A 19,062-nucleotide genomic window follows, 5' to 3' on the forward strand; every position below is an offset into this window, starting at 1 on the left:
ATCAAACATACCCTCAATCAATAAATTACTTAAACCACTAGCTGCCTTGATCAACTCTTGTCTACTATTAATACCAAACAAACTACTTTTGAGTAGGAAAATCACTATGAAAATCCGCAACTTACTTGAGCTATGGGGAAGTCCAGACAAGGAGCAGCGCACTCGCAAGTTTTATGAAATTCGCTTGACCCAGCATGATGCGGCTAAAGTTGCAGCTATTGCTGACTTATACAAAGGCCGCTCAGAACAGCAGATAATAACCGACTTATTAACTGCCGCATTAGATGAGCTGGAAGAAGCTTTTCCTTATCAACCTGGCGCAAAAGTGGTTGCCCACGATGAAGATGGTAACCCAATTTATGAAGATGTTGGCTTAACGCCCCAATTTATATCACTGACAAAGCAGCATTTAGCAAGTATGCAATCAGAGTAACCATTCAGCCCAGGAAGTCCAATAATTAAGGCTTAACAACAAATATTGCTGTACAGCCTTCTACCTGTAATTCAACATGGCTAAAACTTGATGACAAGCAGTCTCTTAGCTCTTCTAGGCTATCATGTTTGTTGTTAAATACTCCTAGCTGATTCATGATAGCCAGTACCAGCTTTGCAAATAGCCCTTTCGGTACATTTTGAAACAATACTGTCGTACCAAATAATACACCACCCTCACTCAACAATGATTTTAAATGCTTAAAAACAATACCTTTTTCTTTAAAGCTTCCTGGTACACAATGCATGACATAGTTAATACTGATTGAGTCGAAAGGCTCAATTGAGTCAGTTATTGGTTCAAGTAGATTTTGCTGGTAAATTTCTGGCTGATAACGGGCTACTTTTTTCGCTGTTTTTTGTAAGCAGCTTTGGCTTAAATCCATCAAGCCTAAACGCACTTTTCCTGAGTGAAACCTTACCCTATTTAATAAATATCCTGTTCCTACACCTACTTCAAGGTGATTATTGCTAATATAGTTTGCATAATGGTCATCCAGCCGCTTTGTTGAGCAACCCCAAGCATACTTGGAAATAATGCCATAGAGTATCCAGTCATAAAAGAACAAACTGAGTCTATTAAAATATTTCTGGGATTTTTTTACTTGATAACTGAAGCCCTCATCTCTATCTGTGCTAGAAACCATTCTAATTCTCAGCAATTTATTCTGACATTACAAAATACTTTTTTGAACAAGCCCTTTTGCCTCAAGCGGCAAGATACTCTTCTATATAGTCGGCTAAATGGTCATGCAGCTCATCCTCAAAAGCATTTAATTCTTTAGAAAAGAGTTGTAAATATTTATTCGCCATTGCCGGCGTAATCTTACGATTATCAATTTGAAACTCAAACTCAGATAAGTCCTTATCATATCGAGGAATAAATGACCAATTAACAAAGTGGTAGTCTAGAGCAGACTCTTTAGCATAAATAAATTTACAAAACTCTTCAATATGACTCATGCCTTCTGGCCCAAGACAACCAGGCTCTACTCTGACAATAACAGTTAGTTTTCTATTTTCTGAAACTGAACTAGCCATAGCTTATTGTATCTGTTGATAACAGCAAAACTTCTTTTACAGCTTAGTTTATGTTGTTACAAACTTCATAACAAAACCGTCATACAGGCAGTCATTCTCGGTAGCACTATTAAAATATTTTTAAATAAAAAGCTGATTTTTTATCGGATTTATGAATTAATAGCTACATTAATGAAACTAAATGCTCCTCGTTAAATACTCCTTTCTTGCCACTAATTAGTGACTTTCGTGGTGCTATGAGTAAAGCTAAAAAAGGTTGTTGAAAGCTAGCCATCAACTTTACTGGCATGTCAAAATAGAAGAAAAGTAGCAGATATAGTTTAAAAATGACAGAGACTCTTGATGGTTTTTTAATCACTAGACAGTGGAGTGACATTACCGATACCACAGGTAATACACACTTACAATTGAGCTTTTGGCTAACTACCTCACAAGGCCCTGTTCTTCTACGCTACATCAACCAGCCAGCCGTTTTCTTTATTGAGTCAAGCTACATAGAGCAGGCTAGATATATCTTATCTAGCCAACTTTCAAAAAACGGCTGGCGTGACAAACCCATTACCCTAAAAACCTTTCAAGGAAATACCATACATGCTGTTTATTTTAATCAGCAGCGACTTTTATACGATGCTAGAAAGCTCTTGAAAGAACAAGGTATAGTGCCACTAGAAGCAGACATTCAACCGACTGACCGCTTTTTAATGGAGCGTTTTATTACTGGTACCTTCTCAATAAATGGAATTTTTTTACAAAAAAATGGATTTCTTGAAACAATCAACCCCAAAGTAAAACCCAGTCGTTATCAGCCAAGTTATACCATTTTATCACTGGATATTGAAACAGCAATCACTGGCAATCAGCTTTATTCAATTGGGCTAATATCGACCAGTAGTTCTACACCACAACAAACACAACAGTATGTGTTTATGCTTGGCAACAATGATTGCCATACAACAAAGCCAGATTACCTTTGCTTTTGTCATGATGAAACAGCGTTAATGACTCAGTTCATCAGTACTGTGCAAACAATAGACCCGGATATTATTATTGGCTGGAATGTTATTAATTTTGACTTTCGCTTTCTACAACGGGTTGCTGATCGATTACAAATCCCTCTCAAGCTGGGTAGAAACAATACATTACTCAATTGGCGCCAGTCACGCACTAATAATGATCACTATACACTTACCTTACCTGGCCGGTTGGTATTAGATGGTATCGATACCCTTAAATCAGCTACTTATAACTTCGAAAGTTTTTCCTTAGAGAAGGTTGCTAACGAAGTATTACAACGGGGAAAACTTATTCAATCGGAAGATAATCGTGGCAAGGAAATTACTAGACTGTTTACTGAAGATAAGGTGGCACTTGCTGCTTATAATTTAGAAGATTGTCAATTAGTATGGGATATCTTCCTAGCAACTGAGCTTATTGAATTTGCCATTGAGCGCGCCCAATTAACTGGGCTGGCAATGGACCGTTTTGGTGGCTCGGTTGCCGCTTTTGACAACCGTTATTTACCCCGCTTACATCGTGCAGGCTATGTAGCACCTAATATCCCTGATAACCCTCAAGGGGTTGGTAGCCCAGGTGGCTATGTTATGGATTCCTTCCCAGGCATTTACAACCATGTGCTAGTGCTAGACTTTAAAAGCCTGTACCCCAGCATTATCCGCACTTTCAAAATCGACCCACTCGGGTTGATTAAAGGTATTGAAAGCTGTCAGACTACGCCAAAAACAGATAAAGCAGAAACATCAGTAGAAAATAAAGAAAAACTTGTTCCAGGCTTTAATGGCGCTGTATTTTCAAAACAAGAAAATATTTTACCTGATATTATTGGTGAACTTTGGGCAGCAAGAGACGAAGCTAAATTACACAACCATACCGCCATGTCCCAAGCCATTAAAATACTAATGAACTCCTTTTATGGTGTACTAGGTACTCCTGGCTGCCGCTTTTTTGATTACCGTTTACCTAGTTCTATCACCCTGCGCGGACATTTTATTTTATACAAAACCAAAGCCTTAATAGAACAAAAAGGCTATCAAGTCATTTATGGCGATACAGACTCTGTGTTTGTTTCCTTAAAAGGCTATCATCCCAATATTGCATCAGAAACTATTAAAGATATTGGTAAACAACTAGCTAAAGAGCTTAACCAATGGTGGGCAGACTATCTTTATACAGAGTACCAAATAAAAAGTTTCTTGGAAATTCAGTTTGAGACACACTTCAAGCGCTTCATTATGCCGACTATCCGAGGCTCAGAAAAAGGCAGCAAAAAACGCTACGCCGGATTGGCTATCAATAAGAACAATGAGTCTGAGCTCATTTTTAAAGGTTTAGAAACCGTTAGAACAGACTGGACACCACTAGCAAGGGAGTTTCAACGGGAACTCTATCGCCGTATATTCCACAATGAACTTTATCAAGACTATATACGTTCACTAATAGCCGATATTTATAATGGACAAAAAGATAATTTACTCGTCTATAGAAAACGCATCCGTCGTAAACTAGCCGATTATCAAAAAAATATTCCACCCCATGTACAAGCGGCCAAACTAGCAGAGTTGAGAAGACAGCAAGAAAATAAGCTACCAAAATATCACCGAGGTGGCTGGATAGAGTATTGCTTAACTACCAGTGGGCCAGAACCAGTTGAATATCTGCAATCAGCACTGGATTATGACCTTTATATTGAACGACAAATCATGCCGATTGCTGATAGTATTCTGCATTTTTTGGATACTTCGTTTAGTGAAGTGGTGGATAAACAGATTGGTTTGTTTTAATTACTCCACATAAAAATTATTATACAGCTACTTTCATGATCAAATGTTGATCTCTCTTCCTTCTAAAATAAGCAGTCCCTAACATAATAGCAACCAACCCCATTAACAACCACTCTTCTGGCTCAGGAACAGCTTGTACTGAGAAAACATCTGTAGGTGAGGTAATATCTTCACTACCTCTTTCCACTTCTCGATCAAACCGGTCATCCTTTGCTTCAGCTTCCTTCAAAGCTTGCTTCTGACGCTCATTCACGAGTACCAGCATGGATGAATAGTCGGTAACTAGTTGATTTTCTTTTGCTATTGAATGCAGCTCATCTAATACAGGTAAACTACTTGTGTCTTTATTCACTGCTAAATACTCAAGCCATTGTTTACTTGCTAATTTTGTAAAGAATTCATTATTATTTGAGACATTAAAATTATCACCGGTAGATGCGTACCACAAGTAATGATCTGTTATAGCAAAAGGAATGGTTTGGCTTCTATCATTTATTTGTTCATTTTCCACTTTTACTTCTATATTATTGTTTAACTCTTTACTGCTTTTATCTTTTTCTACAAACTGCTTACGATGGTGTTGCCTTAAAAAAGCTTGCTCAATAGATTCTGCTATACCACCTTGACTTTTCTTTATTGCTTCTAGCATATTATCATTGTAAGCATAAGGCAATTCACTATTTAGATGCACTAACCATAAAGGCGCAGGCATAATTAATTGATCGTTATTATCTTTTTCTAATTCGTAGCTGCCTTTATCGGTCAACATAATCAGCATATTGTATTGATCAAATCCTAGCAGCTTTTTCCAAAGAGAAAGCTGCTGATAAGGTTGCTGATTACTTAGGAAGTCAAAATCACTTTTCTTATTTGCTAGTTGAGTACAAGCGACATTACAGCTATACAAATCATAATTAACATGATTTGCCTCTAACCAAGATATCGCTCTGGTTACAGCTTGCCTGTTAGTATTCATACTGTATGAGCTATCAACGAGTACACCCACTGTAATATCTGTATAGTTGTGTTGAGCTTGATGATTTTCTAACACTCTTGGCTTAGCAGTAATGATGGTATTGCCAAACGTTGCTTGCATTGGTTTTCTTTGTGTATTTTCAGATTCATAATAAAATACTTCAGGTAACCAGGTTTCTCCCTTTACTAGCTTCTGTCCGTTTAACGTTAGCTCTAAGCTATGATTCCAAAATAAGTTTCGCTGTTCCAATAGCTCTGGTAAAGGCCAACTACCATCATTATTTGCAGTTGTTGTGTATTCAAACTCAACAAATAAAGGGTCAGTTTTGCAATTATGGCGAATATAGAAAAACCTTGAGCTACGCTCACAATTTTTAGCTAACACCGGAAAAGCGCGTAACCGATATTGTCTTGGCCCGACCTTTTCTAATAAAGAAGGGTCAACTCGTCGCTTAACCTCATCGTTATACACCTGCTGTGCTGCTCCTCTCGGCGCTATAACAAATGGGTATTTACGAGGCTTTGATTCATCATCACTTAACCATAAACCTGTCAATACCGCTTCTTCAGGCAGTGAGAAATGCATAACCACTTCCTGGTTAGTAAAGGTTTGGTTTTCCAAGCGTTGTACGATATTAATTTTTGCAGTATCAGCAACTGCTTTTACCCAAATCTGCTGTTCTGTTACTAACACATGTCGATTAGCTGCATTGATTAACCCTGCCGCCATTTCTTCCCGCTCCCAGGTTGCCTGAATAGCATCAATAATGGCATGTTTTTCGGCTTTCTCAATTGGAGTATCAAATAACCGTTTGTACATAGCCGCAGCTTTTGCTTTGTCCTGTCGAAAATTTTTGCCGTCATAAAGAAAAGGACTAGCCATAGTATTAAAGAATGCTTGAGATATTTTTGCCAGCATATAATCAGAAGAACCCAGCGCTGTTTTATAAGCAGCCAGTACCGCTGTACTTTTCTCATCTGTAGACACATATCGATAAGCACCAAGATAAGTATTCACTAGCGCTGTTCGAATACTATCCTTTTCTTCTAAAAAGTAATTGACTTGCTCAATACTCAAGGGTTTTTGATCTGTAATTTCACCAAGTTCGTTGAATATATGCTGCTGTGGCTGCTGATTAACTACGATAAAGGTACCAATATTGGCTACTACTAGTAAAACAACTGCAGCAGAGACAAGTGGCATATTTAATTGTTTATTTGCTACTTTCCACTCCTTGATGAACTGACTTATATAGAGGGAAGTCATAGCAAATGGAAGAAAAATAAATAAGCTAAAGCTGTAAACCCCTAATAATACTGCAAAAAATATAGCTGGAAATAAGAACAAATTCTCTAACACTTCTAGCCAATCTATTTCAGCCAACACTTTTATAGTACTAATAAAAAAGGGTATGGCAAAAGGCAACATCAGTGCAGCTAAATAGCAGCCTGTCATTAGGGTGATTACCGCAAGAATAACCCTAACATAAGGTAGAGCAAGTAATTTCAATTTTTTGGTATCAGCAATACAGCTTAAAAAGAAAAAAGACCCTATTGCAATAAAAATATTAAATAACAAATGGACCATGCCAGGATTAATATCTCTTAGCAAGATCAATCGCATCAAGATTAAAAATACCACTGGCATTTCAAACCCGTAAAATAGCTTTAGTAACATTGACGGGTTTCTTCTATATACAGTAACACCTAAAGCCATTGTTACTATTGGGATAACAATAACAAATAACGCATAGCCTGCTTGCCCCCAGGTGCCTGCTCCCAACATGGCGTCATTAATAGCCACCACCACAACATAAGGAACTAAGATAAATAAAGCAACAATACAGAAGATAAGATTCCAAGACCAAAATAGTCCATAGTTAAACAATCTTATCAACTTATACATAATTTTTTTTAGCTGCTGACTACTCATAATCTAACTCCATTATCACTATTCTTTTCCGACGACCATATAACTAATGTGAAGGATTTAAAATTGACTCTTTATATGGCTATATACTTTGCCAACAAATTTTTCAGTTGCCAAAGCACTTAACTCTCCCTCCCAAGCGACTGATACCATTACCCAAGGCTCACTGGGAGTTAACCAGCCTGAGAATACACGAGATGAATAATCAGCTGTCTGTTTAGTCGGAGACTGAAACCAATAAAAACCGGAATTTTGTCCACCATTAAGATGCAGGTATTTTATTTCTACTGGCTTACTATCATACTCTGCTGATAGCGATAAAATTTTTTCATAATCAACCGTAATATTTTGCGAAAGATAACAGTTTCTTGGATCATGCTGAGACTTCCAGTAATGGCTATAGACAAAAATTAAACTGCCTTGATGGCCACTCCACTCAAACTGATATTTAACAGCACTAGCTGAATTCCTTTTAAAAAATTTCTCTTCTATCGGTAGAAATGCTACCTCTTTACCATTAAAGTCAACTGGTAGTTCGATACTTTTATTAGTTATTGATTGCTGCTTTGGTAAAGGCTCATAGAGAAAGATGCTCCCTGTTATAATGATAAATAGTAGAACCAAGCCGTAACAATCTCTTTTTATAAAGCCTACACTTATCAAAGACAAATTAGGTGGGTTGGTATTCATTGATTCTTGTTTTGGTGATATTTGAATATTTCCACTTTGAAGCCTCATCAGTAGCCATCCAAATAGGCAGGAAAAAACAAAACCTAACACACCAAGCATTGTATGGGCATAATTAGCTAACTGAGGAAGGTTAAGCACTAAATCTAAAGCAACCAAGCTAATAATTCGGAAGATATTGAAACCAACCAAGCAGCAAATAAATAGCATCAAACTAATTAGCCAACGTAAAGAAAGCTTTTTACTCTCTATCCAAGTTAAAAATATATAAAAAATTAACCCCGCCCATAGCCCTTTTAAACCACTACAACTTAAATCGACTATAGCAGCCTTATTTTCAATCAAGATAACCGACTCACGGGTTAATGCAATAACTCCAAAGCTTGAAAGAAAGTGTTTAGCCATCTCTGCTGAAAATAACCTGAGAGGAAACCCTAAGTAAATATCTAAATAGCCTTCAAAGGGTAGTAATAAAATCAGTAGTGCAAATGGTAAAAATGCTTTGGCCCAGGATGTAGCTTTTACATATAATCCTAAAAAACCATATAGCGTAATCAGCATCAAAGTGGCAGAAAAAATATGAATGCCCGTCAATCGCTCATTTAATAAAAAAATCAAGCAACCTACAGTGAATACGACTAATGGCAGTTTTTTAATTTGAAAGCTCAGCGTCAACAGTAGTTTCTTTGAAACAACACTATGTATGGCTAAACCAACTAGTAACCCCACACCAATAATATGAAAGCTGTTTTCAGCAGTTTGTATCTGCTTCCAAACCCACAGTAATGTTGGTTTAAACAAGTAGATGAGGCTAATGACAACCAGTAACTGGCTAAAAATAAAAGCAGCATTCCATCGAACAGCGGTTACCAATGGGTTCTCAACTAGTTGTTGTTCAACTTGCCGGCAACTTGTAGAAATACACTGTTTATTTAAACTAGCTTGCATCATCATATATCCTGAATGCCTGATTCAAAATATAAAAAAAACTTATGCAAACATGACGAATGGGATGAGCAATTACACCGTAGATTTTGTGCAGATTCTGTGCATAAACAACTTCACTGACTAGTCTTACACCATAGAAAAACCTCTAATTCATAGCTTTTATCCCACTTCCTTTTGTGGGATTACAATTATATCGCTAGGAAAACTACATTCAAATGTAGCACCATGGCCTTTTTCAGATAAAACACTTATCTTTCCTCCATGCTGCTCAACAATCTTCTTACATATTGCTAACCCAATTCCTGTACCACTGTATTCATTTTTTCCATGTAAGCGCTGAAAAATTTTAAATATCTTAGTGTGATAGTCAGGCGCAATACCAATACCATTATCTTTTATACTAAAAACACCCCAATCTCCTTTCCAGTTGAATGCTATTTCAACTACAGGAGCTTTATCGCAATACTTTAGAGCATTACTTATTAAGTTCTGGAACAACTGTAACATCAGTGTCTGATTTGCGTACAAACTTGGTAATAAGCCATATTGAATCTTAGCTCCAGTCTTATCAATCACACTCTGTAAGCAATCAGATACACTTGCCAAGGTATCTTCTATATTAACCAACTCCAAACGCGCTTCAACATCCAGTCTTGAGTAAGCAAGGATATCGGTTATTAACTCCTGAGCACGAGTAGCACCCTCTGTCATATAAAGCATATATCGGCTGGCTTTTTCATCTAGAGTTGTCTTATCCAATTTAACTTGCAATTTTTCTGAATAACTGCGAACCATACGCAATGGCTCTTGTAGGTCATGAGAGCAAATAAACGCAAAACGCTCTAATTCCTCATTAGACTGGCTCAGCCGCTTAATTAAATTATCTTTTTCTTGCTGAGCAGCAAGGCGTTCACTAATATCAGTAACAGAAGCAAGAAAGTTTACCCCTGATGCAAATTCTATGGGGCTTAGTACAACTTCTACTGGAATAGTATTTCCTTTTTTATGCAAACCAAATAGTTCTTTTCCTTTTCCCATCGATCGCTTATTCATATCTTGCTTAAATCTTCGAAAATGCTTTTTATGTACCTCTCGCAAGTTTTTTGGCAATAGTACTTCTATAGGTTGACCAAGTAACTCTTTTCGGTCATAACCAAAAATAACTTCTGTTTGGCGATTCACCATAGTAATAAAACCACTCTCGTTAGCTAGAATCAGAGCATTTGACTCACTTTCAACCACAAGACGTGTACGTTCTTCAGCTTTTTCAAGATCTTTTTCTAAAGCTTTGCGACGTTCAATTTCATTCGCAAGAGAATCTCTGGAAACGGTTGTATGAAGTAAGTCTTTAGCCATTTTATTAAATGACTTCGCTAAGTTACTAACTTCATCATTTGAGTCAATAAAATCTATATAGTCTATATTATTATCTGTCTTTTTAATAGAAAATTGATTCATTTTACTACTAAGAGCACAAATTGGCTTTACAATGAAATAATGATAATAAAAAGAAGATAGTATTATTATAAAAACCAAAAAAACAAGCATACTACCTGTAGTAATTGCAAAATCTTTCTGCAGCTTATTAAATTCATCAACTACGTCATTTATTCTCTTTACATTAAAATTTGTCAAATCTTTTAACACTGCCTCTGCTTGTAACGACAGCACTTCCCACTGAATAAATGTAGACTCAGTTTTTTTTATATCTGCCTGTTGTATCGAGAGTATCAATTTATCTTGTATACTTTGACTACTTTTTTTAATTTTTATAAATTGCGATAAAAGCTTTAATGCTGCCTCATCTTTTAGATGCTCTTTAAGCTGACTAAGCACAACATACATTTCAGCATTTGATTTTTTAATTACTGACAAAGTTTGTTTTTTTTGAATAAATTTATAAGACAACAAATTTATATCTTTAGCTTTCTGAAGAGCATTTATATAATTCAAGGTTTTATTTGCATACTCTACTTGACTAATTGTTTTGCGCAATAAGTTTTCAGCCATTCTCATATCTAAAAAAGCATAAGAAATACTTACTACAGCAAGAAACAGTAATATTACATTTGGCAATAATAATTTTGTATTTACTTTCATCGCAAATACCAATATTTATATCTAAACTCAATATTTACCATTACGTTCAAGTCACAACCCCATAATACATTAGTAAATCAATTATAAATTGTTACAGACTTAGGCTTTACTACCTCCAAAAACTCCGGATAAATTATCGACCTAAAGTCAGGTATATCTTCATCAAATACACCTTGCTCTTTAAACCAATTTGCTTCTACTTTCAAAGTAGTTAATAGAACATTATCAAGCTTTAACTCTAAGTTGAAATCATTCCAAACATTACGAATTGTTTCTTTAGGTATTTTTGATAAATGATTAATAACTATATCAATGGCTTGTTGCGGTTTTTCCTGCAAAAATTTTTCTGCACGCGCCAAAGCTCTAACACAACGCTGCAGCGCCTCTTTTCGATCTTTTACTTTATTTTGCTTACCAACTAGCACTGACAGCTCAGTATATACTTCTGAGTAAAAAGCGACTGATTTTCTGTCACCAAGAACTTTTTTAGCGCTATACAGGTGGGTATTCCATATCGCAACAGCGTCAACTACTCCCCTTTTAATGGCTGGCGCCATCACATAAGGCTTTAGATCAAGTAATATTACATCACTTTTTGACATTCCATGACTTTTTAGAAAGAAGTCTAAAAAAAACTCAGCATTGGTATTTTTTGTGACACCAATTTTTTTACCTTTAAGGTCTTGTGGCAACTCAATACCACTGTCTCGCCTTGCAACAAGAGCAGTGTTTTTAGATGAGTTGTGCAAACCTGTAACAATAGCCAACTTGTGGCCTGCTATTGTTTGAAGCACAACAGGTGTTTCGTAAACAGTTGCAAGATCAGACTCCCCTGCAATAACACTTGCTAAAGCATCACGACCAGATGAAAATGACTTATAAGATATTTCTAGATTCTCGTCCTTAAAAAAACCTTTAATTTCAGCAATATAAATCAATGCAAAAACTGGTTGTGAACCCTCAGCTATGATAAGTGTCTCTTTAGGATTGTGAGTAAATATACGAAATCCGAATAAAGCAATCGCTGAAGTTATTACGATAGCAAAAATACCTCTCCATTTATTCAAAACAATCATCCCTTGACTATGTAACTAACTTGCAACTTTATTTTATTATAGCTTATCACTAGCAATGGTAACATGTATATTTACTAAACCAAATAAAGCATCACCTATAGTTTTAATTTTTTATTAAGCTTACTTTTCTCTATTAAAATACTAAATACTTTCTTGTTTATTTAATGTATCTCCCTAACTTACTTTACTATATACTGTACTACAATAGTTAGTTATACAAGCTCATATTATAAGGGGCTACTTTATGAATTCTATTAAAATATTACTAATTGAAGATAACCCTGGAGATGTTGAGCTTACTCGTGAAGTACTAGAAGATGGGAGGTTAAAAAACGACCTGCAAGTTGCAATGGATGGTGAAGAAGCCCTAGATTACCTCTTTCAAAGAGGTAATCACGAAAATGCTTCTACTCCAGATATTATTTTACTTGATCTCAACCTGCCAAAAGTCAGTGGCCGAGAAGTATTACAGGTTATTAAAAAATGTCCTGAACGTAGTCGCATTCCAGTTATTGTTCTTTCTAGCTCAGAGGCTGCCCGAGATATTCAAGAAAGTTATTGCCTACATGCTAACTGTTTTGTTACCAAACCAGTTAAGTTTGAAGAATTTCTAAAGGTGGTGCAAATGATAGAGTCGTTTTGGATAGATATCGTTAAATTACCCAGCCAATGTGTATAAGTAGAGTAGCGAATAATAAGAAAATTGGATGACATTTAGACAATGATAGAAGAACAAGAACTAGATGATCTAGCATATGGTATCTCTCACGATATAGGTGGCTGCCTACGAGGTATTATTAGTTTTTCAGAAATGTTACATAAGCGGCTTGCCTACAAATTAGATGACAAAGAGAATTATTGGTTTCAATTATTGCAAGACAATAATAATAAAGCTCAATTAATGATAAACTCATTATTGATTTACTCACGTTTACATCAGTCTAAGTCTCAAACAAACATTAATTTATCAAGATTAATTCAACAAATTTTTAAAGAAGTAAAGCAAAAATATCAAGGTGACATATACAAAAACATGGAAATATCAATGCCAACACACTTCCCTGTATTTACTGGCATTGAGGAACATTGGCGGCTTTATTATACCTATATAATTGATAATGCATTTTTGTATCAGCCCAAAAATAGTCCAGGGCATACTCCTAAAATATGGGTTCATTGTTCTGAACAGCCAGAGAGTAAATTCAAAATAACAGTTGAAGATAATGGTATAGGCGTATCAGATCAACAGCTAGGCAAACTAATTCGTCCATTTATGAGAGAACAAAGCGAGAAAGACTACCCAGGTATTGGTATGGGGCTAACATTGTGTGCCCGGATAGTACAATTAAACAAAGGGGTAATAGAGCTAGACCACTCCTCAACAGGCGGGCTGGCAGTTTCTTGTACTCTTACCATGTAGTACTTAATATGCAAATAAAGCAACAAGTTTACGTATGTATCCATCAATAGCTGCTCCTACAAAAATACAGTAGTCTTATTTGACACATATCGTTTTTTAAAAAAAGCTCCAAATCTATATCCCTTATACAATTCTTGTTTCACTTCACAAGTTATATACAGAAAAAATAAGATTTTATTTAGAGGTCATCAATCCTGAGTGGGGCAACTTGCTTAATTTATTGTCGCACTAGTGAAAGCTCACTCAATTAGCTTGTAAAGATATTACTTTCCCTCTATTTTAGGTGTTACTTTTAATCAAAACAATTATAATACCAACAAGCGCAAGTAATTACTTTTATATTTACCACCAGAAATTCCTATTTAACCACTGACAGAGCTTTTAGAGTTTAAAACTGGTTGCAACTTTTTTCGAAAATAAGATTCCATTTTGCTTGAAAGCTCCTAACCATACTGAGGTATGGAGTAAATACTAAAACCAACGTTTACCTCTTACTCAAATACCTGTTTTGCAGTGGCAAACTTTCCCCATTAACCCTATTTTTAATATCTATTGATTTAGCACAATACTTTTTTATAGTTTTACAACCGAATTAAGGAACATATTAATAAGCTGCTTATTGAGAGTAGGTTATGTAGTATCAATCCAAATAAAAGCGATAAAAATCACAGTCCCCGCTTAAACAAGTTATCAATTTTTACTTATATTTGATCATTGTCACAAATACTTTTTTTACAAGACTCTTTCATTTAGTCCTTATCAATTAGCAACCTACTGTTTAGCCTAAGTTATTTTTTTCTGGCATATATTGTGCTCATGAGCAGCAGCCTCAAATGACAGTTTTATTACTTTAATATCAAGTTTTTACTTAATACACTTTAGGAGTAATCTCCCAATGAATAAATCAGCTTTGATTGGTGCTGCCATAAGCTTTGCTATATCCACTCAAGCAATGGCTTTATATATACCAGGCAGTAAAGACATTACAATTAATGATGGCAACTATAGAAACCTATCTTGGGATGGCACCAAATTTTCAAAAAATGGCTGGTATGGTCCTCAAGAAGATAACGAAGTAGAGCCAGGTGCAAGTTCTGGTCCCTCTATTCAAGCTTGGGACCTAGAAGCTTTCTATCAGAAAGGCAATCAACTAAGCCTTGCTTCAGGTTTTGACTTAGTCAATGGCGCCTACGATCCAGTCCACAGACGTACATTCAAGTCCGGCGATATCTTTTTGAGCACTTCTGGCTCAAAAAACAACTTCGACTATGTTCTGGATATTAATTGGAATAATTTAAGTTACGATGTCGTCAAGCTAACGGCAAATAGTCAGCTAGCTAACTCTTCTATTTTCGCATCCTCTGGGCCTTGGACTTATCTTTCTGGTGGCACCCAAATTGAGTCTGGTACGTTTAACTTACTAGACTCACTTACTGATGCTGAAACAGGCTTAAGAGGAGGTAAACATTTTTTAGCAACAGGTTTCGATTTGAGCTTCTTAGGTGAAGATATTGATTTCATTGCTTCATATACAATGCAGTGTGGTAATGACCATATCTTAGGAGAGGGTAAAACCACTGTAACCCAAGTACCACTACCAGGCACTTTATCCTTATTAGGTGTAGCTGCACTTGGTTTATTCTGTAGACGTAAATAATAAACTTCATCTAGTATTTACTTCTAACACTCGTTGCTGGCTAGTTTAAAGCTTTAATCTAACCAGTAACGTCAAAAGTATTCACTTCCCTAAATACTCATATCTCTCAATACCTAGCATACCTTTTATAATACAACCTATTCATATAATGTACGACATATTATTGTATTGCGTTTCAAATTATATTGACCAAAAAACATACTCCAGTTACCAACATAATTTCACTTCGCGAGCCAGAAAACTGTGGAATAGTGTTGCAATAAACCTATAACCAAATCCCGAATCTGATAGACACAATAAATTTACTCATGTAGCAAAAATTAAATGTGACACAAAATACATTTCAATTTATTAAACGCTCTAAAATACCTACAAGGATATTTAGTAGGGGGTTATCAACATGCATCAAAACGATTCAGAAACAAAGTGCCCAAAATGCTTTTCAATGGTGAACACACTGACATTCAATCGCAGTGGATGTCCAAACTGTGATTATGATCATAGGAACTTTGTGAACATTAAAGCACCTGATTGGGGGTTAGTTCCCAAAGAAGATCACTATAACGCAGGCCAGATATTCAAGAGATAACTGGTAATAAGGAACAAATAAATGGCCTTCAGGCATTACTTTAAGGCCATTTATTTTCTTGCCAATTATTTAGTCAACTTTACAAACCATAACTCAAAAACTGAGTTACTGGTTTCTTCATTAAAACCACAAGTCCCAGAAATCAACACAGGCGTTTTGCTAGGAACTAAAATATTGGTAGATGTTTTTATAGAAGCCCCGGTTTCACGTAATACTACTAGCGCTACTTGCAACACTTTATGCTGAAAGTTACCTGTTTGGGACTTAAGCCTCCCTTTTAAACTAATTTCAGCTCCCTTGATGCTTCGAACAAAATGAAATTCATCAGCATCATCAGCTGTGATATTGATAACACCTGCCGATACAACTTGTATTTTTTCATTAGGAATTGAATTTGAAGAAAGTACCTCTTTGCAAATCTCAGGTTCAGTGGTTGTTATTTGCAATAGTTCTAACTGTTCTGCAAATGTCACACCTGGTACCAGCATACAAACAGCAATTAAAAGCTTCCTAATTTTTTTCATAAAACGATGACCCACTAACTCTAGCAATACAAAATACAATCATCAGTTATACTTTTTTAGTTACAAAAAGTCTCTCATCTTTACACTGACAATAATTTTATTAATAAAAAAAGGGGCCAAAAGCCCCTATACACTATTACACATCTAATGCATTATTTCCTGATAAAAACGACTAAACCTCAGCCAAATTTCCAAACCGCTCTAACCATTGCTTCCTATCACTTGAACGCTTTTTCGCGAGCAACATATCCATAGTTTCAAAAGTGGCTTCGTCATCTTCTAAAGTCAATTGCACTAAACGACGAGTGTCGAGTGCCATAGTGGTTTCCCGTAACTGCATGGGGTTCATTTCACCTAGCCCCTTAAATCGCTGCACATTGACTTTGCCTTTTTTCTTTTCGGCACTGATACGGTCTAAAATACCTTGTTTCTCAGCTTCATCCAAAGCGTAATACACTTCTTTGCCAATATCGATACGATACAGCGGTGGCATAGCTACAAAAACATGGCCTGCTTCCACTAAAGGCTTAAAGTGACGTACAAATAATGCACACAATAATGTGGCTATATGCAAGCCGTCAGAGTCTGCATCAGCTAGGATACAAATTTTGCCATACCTTAAGCCACTTAAATCACTGCTAGCTGGGTCGATACCGAGAGCAACGGAAATATCGTGAATTTCTTGTGATGCTAAAATATCACCAGACTCTACTTCCCAAGAGTTCAGGATTTTCCCCCGCAACGGCATAATTGCCTGAAACTCTCGATCACGCGCTTGTTTTGCAGAGCCACCAGCCGAGTCACCCTCTACTAAAAATAACTCAGTACGTTCAGGATCCTGACTGGAGCAATCAGCTAATTTGCCTGGCAAGGCGGGGCCTGCTGTGACTTTTTTCCGCGCTACTTTTTTACTGGCTTTTAACCGCCTTTGGGCATTATTGATACATAACTCTGCCAGCTGCTCAGCTTCTGCCGTATGCTGGTTTAGCCATAAACTAAAGGCATCTTTCACTACACCAGAAACAAATGCAGCACATTCACGGGAAGACAAACGCTCTTTAGTCTGCCCCGAAAACTGCGGATCTTGTAGCTTAGCAGAAAGTACATAGCTACAGCGCTCCCAAATATCATCCGGGCTTAACTTGACTCCCCTAGGTAATAAATTACGAAACTCACAGAATTCACGCATAGCTTCCAATAAGCCAGTACGTAGCCCATTGACATGAGTACCACCCTGTGCCGTAGGAATCAGGTTGACATAGCTCTCAGCAATTAAGTCTCCACCTTCTGGCAGCCATTGCACTGCCCAGTCTACTGCTTCGGTATTACCTGCCATCGAACCAATAAAAGGGGTTGGGGGCAAGGTTTCAAATGCTTCTGTAGCCTGCTTTAAGTAGTCTTGCAAACCATCTTCGTAATACCAGTGCTCAGTTTCATTAGCGGCCTGGTCATTGAAAATAATTTCCAGTCCTGGGCAAAGCACAGCTTTCGCTCTTAAGACATGTTTAAGTCGAACCACTGAAAACTTATGGGAGTCGAAATATTTAGGGTCAGGCAAAAAACGCACAGTCGTTCCCGTATCTCGCTTTTTGCACTCAGCAGCTGCTTTCAGGTCACTGGCTTTTTCTCCACCTAAAAAGCCCATTCGATAAACCTGGCCACCCCGTTTAATAGTCACTTCTAAGTGACTGGATAGGGCATTAACTACAGACACCCCTACCCCATGTAAACCACCAGAAAACTGATAGTTTTTATTGGAAAACTTACCACCTGCGTGAAGTCGAGTCAGAATTAGCTCAACCCCGCTAATACCCTCTTCTGGATGTATATCAACTGGCATCCCACGGCCATTATCCGTCACTAACAGTGAGTTATCCTTATTCAGGGTTACCACTATTTGGCTAGCAAAGCCTGCCAGCGCTTCATCAACACTGTTATCAATGACCTCTTGAGCCAAGTGGTTAGGACGCGTGGTGTCTGTGTACATCCCCGGCCTTTTCCGAACCGGGTCCAGGCCACTTAGTACTTCTATGGATTCAGCGTTATATTTACTCATTACACTCTATACAGTAGTTAAAGTAGACCGAAAAACTTATAAATTTGCGGCAAATATTCTGCAAACCCTTCAAAACCATGGTTTCCTCCAGGGATAATCTGGGTTGGGCTTGCTTGATAATAGTCAACAGCTTTTCGGTAGTCTAAAGTCTCATCACCTGTTTGTACCAGCAATAGACAATTGTCTGGATTAGTAATAGCCGAAACCTGTAACGCCTTTAGCTGATTAACATGCTCTTGAGTCAGGATATACTGTTCACCAGTATAATAGTTATTATGCTCGCCTAAGTAATCTGCCATCATTTCATAAGGACGAACAGCTGGGTTAATCAAGACCAGTTTTGCTTCATAAACACTTTTACTTTTTTGATACTGCTGGCTTAGCTGCTGATAAAGCCAGGTACCATAGTAGCCCCCTAAAGAACTGCCAATTAAATAAACAGGCTTTTGCTGACTTTCTTGTTGAAGGCGAGGCCACAATAAATCAATGGCCTGTTCAGGCCCGAAAGGCAAGGTAGGTACCCATACTTGATGTAAAAATGGCTGTGTCTTCAGTGATTCAACCAACAATCGGGCTTTAGTTGAAGCCGGCGAGCAGCAAAAGCCATGAATATACACAATCAAAGGTCTGGCTAACGCACTTTCATTTATCATTAATCTCGTCTTCTTACCTAGATAAATTACTGCACACTCACCCTTGCACATACCTTTACAGATATAGCCAAAAAGTCGAAGTAAGTCTGCTGCGATAAGGCTTTACAGGATAAAGC

General features: G+C 36.9%; 14 protein-coding genes. 5 read left to right on the forward strand and 9 right to left on the reverse strand.

Annotated elements, in window-relative coordinates; all coding sequences use genetic code 11:
• The first annotated feature begins 106 nt into the window (after positions 1–106).
• Positions 107–433 carry a type 1 pili tip component gene (locus ORQ98_RS07935; RefSeq protein WP_274688259.1) on the forward strand — a complete coding sequence of 109 codons (327 nt, stop codon included), beginning with the start codon at positions 107–109 and terminating at the stop codon, positions 431–433.
• Positions 434–458: 25 nt separating this feature from the next.
• On the opposite strand, the gene ORQ98_RS07940 is transcribed toward ORQ98_RS07935, so the two are convergent.
• Both ORQ98_RS07940 and ORQ98_RS07945 read right to left on the reverse strand, forming a co-directional pair.
• Positions 459–1,139, reverse strand: coding sequence for a class I SAM-dependent methyltransferase (locus ORQ98_RS07940; RefSeq protein WP_274688260.1), 681 nt, complete (start codon positions 1,137–1,139; stop codon positions 459–461).
• 61 nt (positions 1,140–1,200) lie between these two features.
• Complete coding sequence (locus ORQ98_RS07945) at positions 1,201–1,533, reverse strand: hypothetical protein (protein ID WP_274688261.1); 333 nt, start codon at positions 1,531–1,533, stop codon at positions 1,201–1,203.
• Between the two features lie 326 nt (positions 1,534–1,859).
• Between ORQ98_RS07945 and ORQ98_RS07950 the strand changes: the two genes are divergently transcribed.
• Complete coding sequence (locus tag ORQ98_RS07950; RefSeq protein WP_274688262.1) at positions 1,860–4,331, forward strand: DNA polymerase II; 2,472 nt, start codon at positions 1,860–1,862, stop codon at positions 4,329–4,331.
• A gap of 19 nt (positions 4,332–4,350) precedes the next feature.
• Here ORQ98_RS07950 and ORQ98_RS07955 read toward each other — a convergent pair whose 3' ends face one another.
• The 4 genes from ORQ98_RS07955 to ORQ98_RS07970 form a co-directional block, all read right to left on the reverse strand.
• Entirely contained in the window at positions 4,351–7,239 is a 2,889-nt protein-coding gene (locus ORQ98_RS07955) for a TIGR02921 family PEP-CTERM protein (protein WP_274688263.1), read from the reverse strand.
• A gap of 57 nt (positions 7,240–7,296) precedes the next feature.
• Entirely contained in the window at positions 7,297–8,877 is a 1,581-nt protein-coding gene (gene xrtO / locus ORQ98_RS07960; protein ID WP_274688264.1) for an exosortase O, read from the reverse strand.
• 153 nt (positions 8,878–9,030) lie between these two features.
• Positions 9,031–10,971 carry an ATP-binding protein gene (locus ORQ98_RS07965; protein WP_274688265.1) on the reverse strand — a complete coding sequence of 647 codons (1,941 nt, stop codon included), beginning with the start codon at positions 10,969–10,971 and terminating at the stop codon, positions 9,031–9,033.
• A 77-nt stretch (positions 10,972–11,048) separates the two neighbouring features.
• Positions 11,049–12,038 (reverse strand): ABC transporter substrate-binding protein, encoded by a 990-nt coding sequence (locus tag ORQ98_RS07970; RefSeq protein WP_274688266.1) that lies wholly within the window; start codon positions 12,036–12,038, stop codon positions 11,049–11,051.
• 253 nt (positions 12,039–12,291) lie between these two features.
• Between ORQ98_RS07970 and ORQ98_RS07975 the strand changes: the two genes are divergently transcribed.
• The 3 genes from ORQ98_RS07975 to ORQ98_RS07985 all read left to right on the forward strand — a co-directional run bounded on the left by ORQ98_RS07975 (position 12,292) and on the right by ORQ98_RS07985 (position 15,124).
• Complete coding sequence (locus ORQ98_RS07975; RefSeq protein ID WP_274688267.1) at positions 12,292–12,726, forward strand: response regulator; 435 nt, start codon at positions 12,292–12,294, stop codon at positions 12,724–12,726.
• Between the two features lie 42 nt (positions 12,727–12,768).
• Positions 12,769–13,467, forward strand: coding sequence for a sensor histidine kinase (locus ORQ98_RS07980; protein ID WP_274688268.1), 699 nt, complete (start codon positions 12,769–12,771; stop codon positions 13,465–13,467).
• 895 nt (positions 13,468–14,362) lie between these two features.
• Positions 14,363–15,124, forward strand: coding sequence for a PEP-CTERM sorting domain-containing protein (locus ORQ98_RS07985; RefSeq protein ID WP_274688269.1), 762 nt, complete (start codon positions 14,363–14,365; stop codon positions 15,122–15,124).
• Between the two features lie 654 nt (positions 15,125–15,778).
• Here ORQ98_RS07985 and ORQ98_RS07990 read toward each other — a convergent pair.
• The 3 genes from ORQ98_RS07990 to ORQ98_RS08000 all read right to left on the reverse strand — a co-directional run bounded on the left by ORQ98_RS07990 (position 15,779) and on the right by ORQ98_RS08000 (position 18,946).
• On the reverse strand, positions 15,779–16,237 hold the full coding sequence (locus ORQ98_RS07990) for a hypothetical protein (protein ID WP_274688270.1): 459 nt from the start codon (positions 16,235–16,237) through the stop codon (positions 15,779–15,781).
• Between the two features lie 172 nt (positions 16,238–16,409).
• Complete coding sequence (parE, locus tag ORQ98_RS07995; RefSeq protein ID WP_274688271.1) at positions 16,410–18,293, reverse strand: DNA topoisomerase IV subunit B; 1,884 nt, start codon at positions 18,291–18,293, stop codon at positions 16,410–16,412.
• 17 nt (positions 18,294–18,310) lie between these two features.
• Complete coding sequence (locus tag ORQ98_RS08000; protein ID WP_274688272.1) at positions 18,311–18,946, reverse strand: YqiA/YcfP family alpha/beta fold hydrolase; 636 nt, start codon at positions 18,944–18,946, stop codon at positions 18,311–18,313.
• Between the last annotated feature and the right edge of the window lie 116 nt (positions 18,947–19,062).

It is taken from the genome of Spartinivicinus poritis (assembly GCF_028858535.1).
Lineage (GTDB): Bacteria > Pseudomonadota > Gammaproteobacteria > Pseudomonadales > Zooshikellaceae > Spartinivicinus > Spartinivicinus poritis.

What these genes read in the sequence shown, in the direction of transcription:
- ORQ98_RS07935 (WP_274688259.1), top strand. Translation starts at nt 107, where the DNA reads ATGAAAATCCGCAACTTACTTGAGCTATGGGGAAGTCCAGACAAGGAG.
- ORQ98_RS07940 (WP_274688260.1), bottom strand. Translation starts at nt 1,139, where the DNA reads ATGGTTTCTAGCACAGATAGAGATGAGGGCTTCAGTTATCAAGTAAAA.
- ORQ98_RS07945 (WP_274688261.1), bottom strand. Translation starts at nt 1,533, where the DNA reads ATGGCTAGTTCAGTTTCAGAAAATAGAAAACTAACTGTTATTGTCAGA.
- ORQ98_RS07950 (WP_274688262.1), top strand. Translation starts at nt 1,860, where the DNA reads ATGACAGAGACTCTTGATGGTTTTTTAATCACTAGACAGTGGAGTGAC.
- ORQ98_RS07955 (WP_274688263.1), bottom strand. Translation starts at nt 7,239, where the DNA reads ATGAGTAGTCAGCAGCTAAAAAAAATTATGTATAAGTTGATAAGATTG.
- xrtO (WP_274688264.1), bottom strand. Translation starts at nt 8,877, where the DNA reads ATGATGATGCAAGCTAGTTTAAATAAACAGTGTATTTCTACAAGTTGC.
- ORQ98_RS07965 (WP_274688265.1), bottom strand. Translation starts at nt 10,971, where the DNA reads ATGAAAGTAAATACAAAATTATTATTGCCAAATGTAATATTACTGTTT.
- ORQ98_RS07975 (WP_274688267.1), top strand. Translation starts at nt 12,292, where the DNA reads ATGAATTCTATTAAAATATTACTAATTGAAGATAACCCTGGAGATGTT.
- ORQ98_RS07980 (WP_274688268.1), top strand. Translation starts at nt 12,769, where the DNA reads ATGATAGAAGAACAAGAACTAGATGATCTAGCATATGGTATCTCTCAC.
- ORQ98_RS07985 (WP_274688269.1), top strand. Translation starts at nt 14,363, where the DNA reads ATGAATAAATCAGCTTTGATTGGTGCTGCCATAAGCTTTGCTATATCC.
- ORQ98_RS07990 (WP_274688270.1), bottom strand. Translation starts at nt 16,237, where the DNA reads ATGAAAAAAATTAGGAAGCTTTTAATTGCTGTTTGTATGCTGGTACCA.
- parE (WP_274688271.1), bottom strand. Translation starts at nt 18,293, where the DNA reads ATGAGTAAATATAACGCTGAATCCATAGAAGTACTAAGTGGCCTGGAC.
- ORQ98_RS08000 (WP_274688272.1), bottom strand. Translation starts at nt 18,946, where the DNA reads ATGATAAATGAAAGTGCGTTAGCCAGACCTTTGATTGTGTATATTCAT.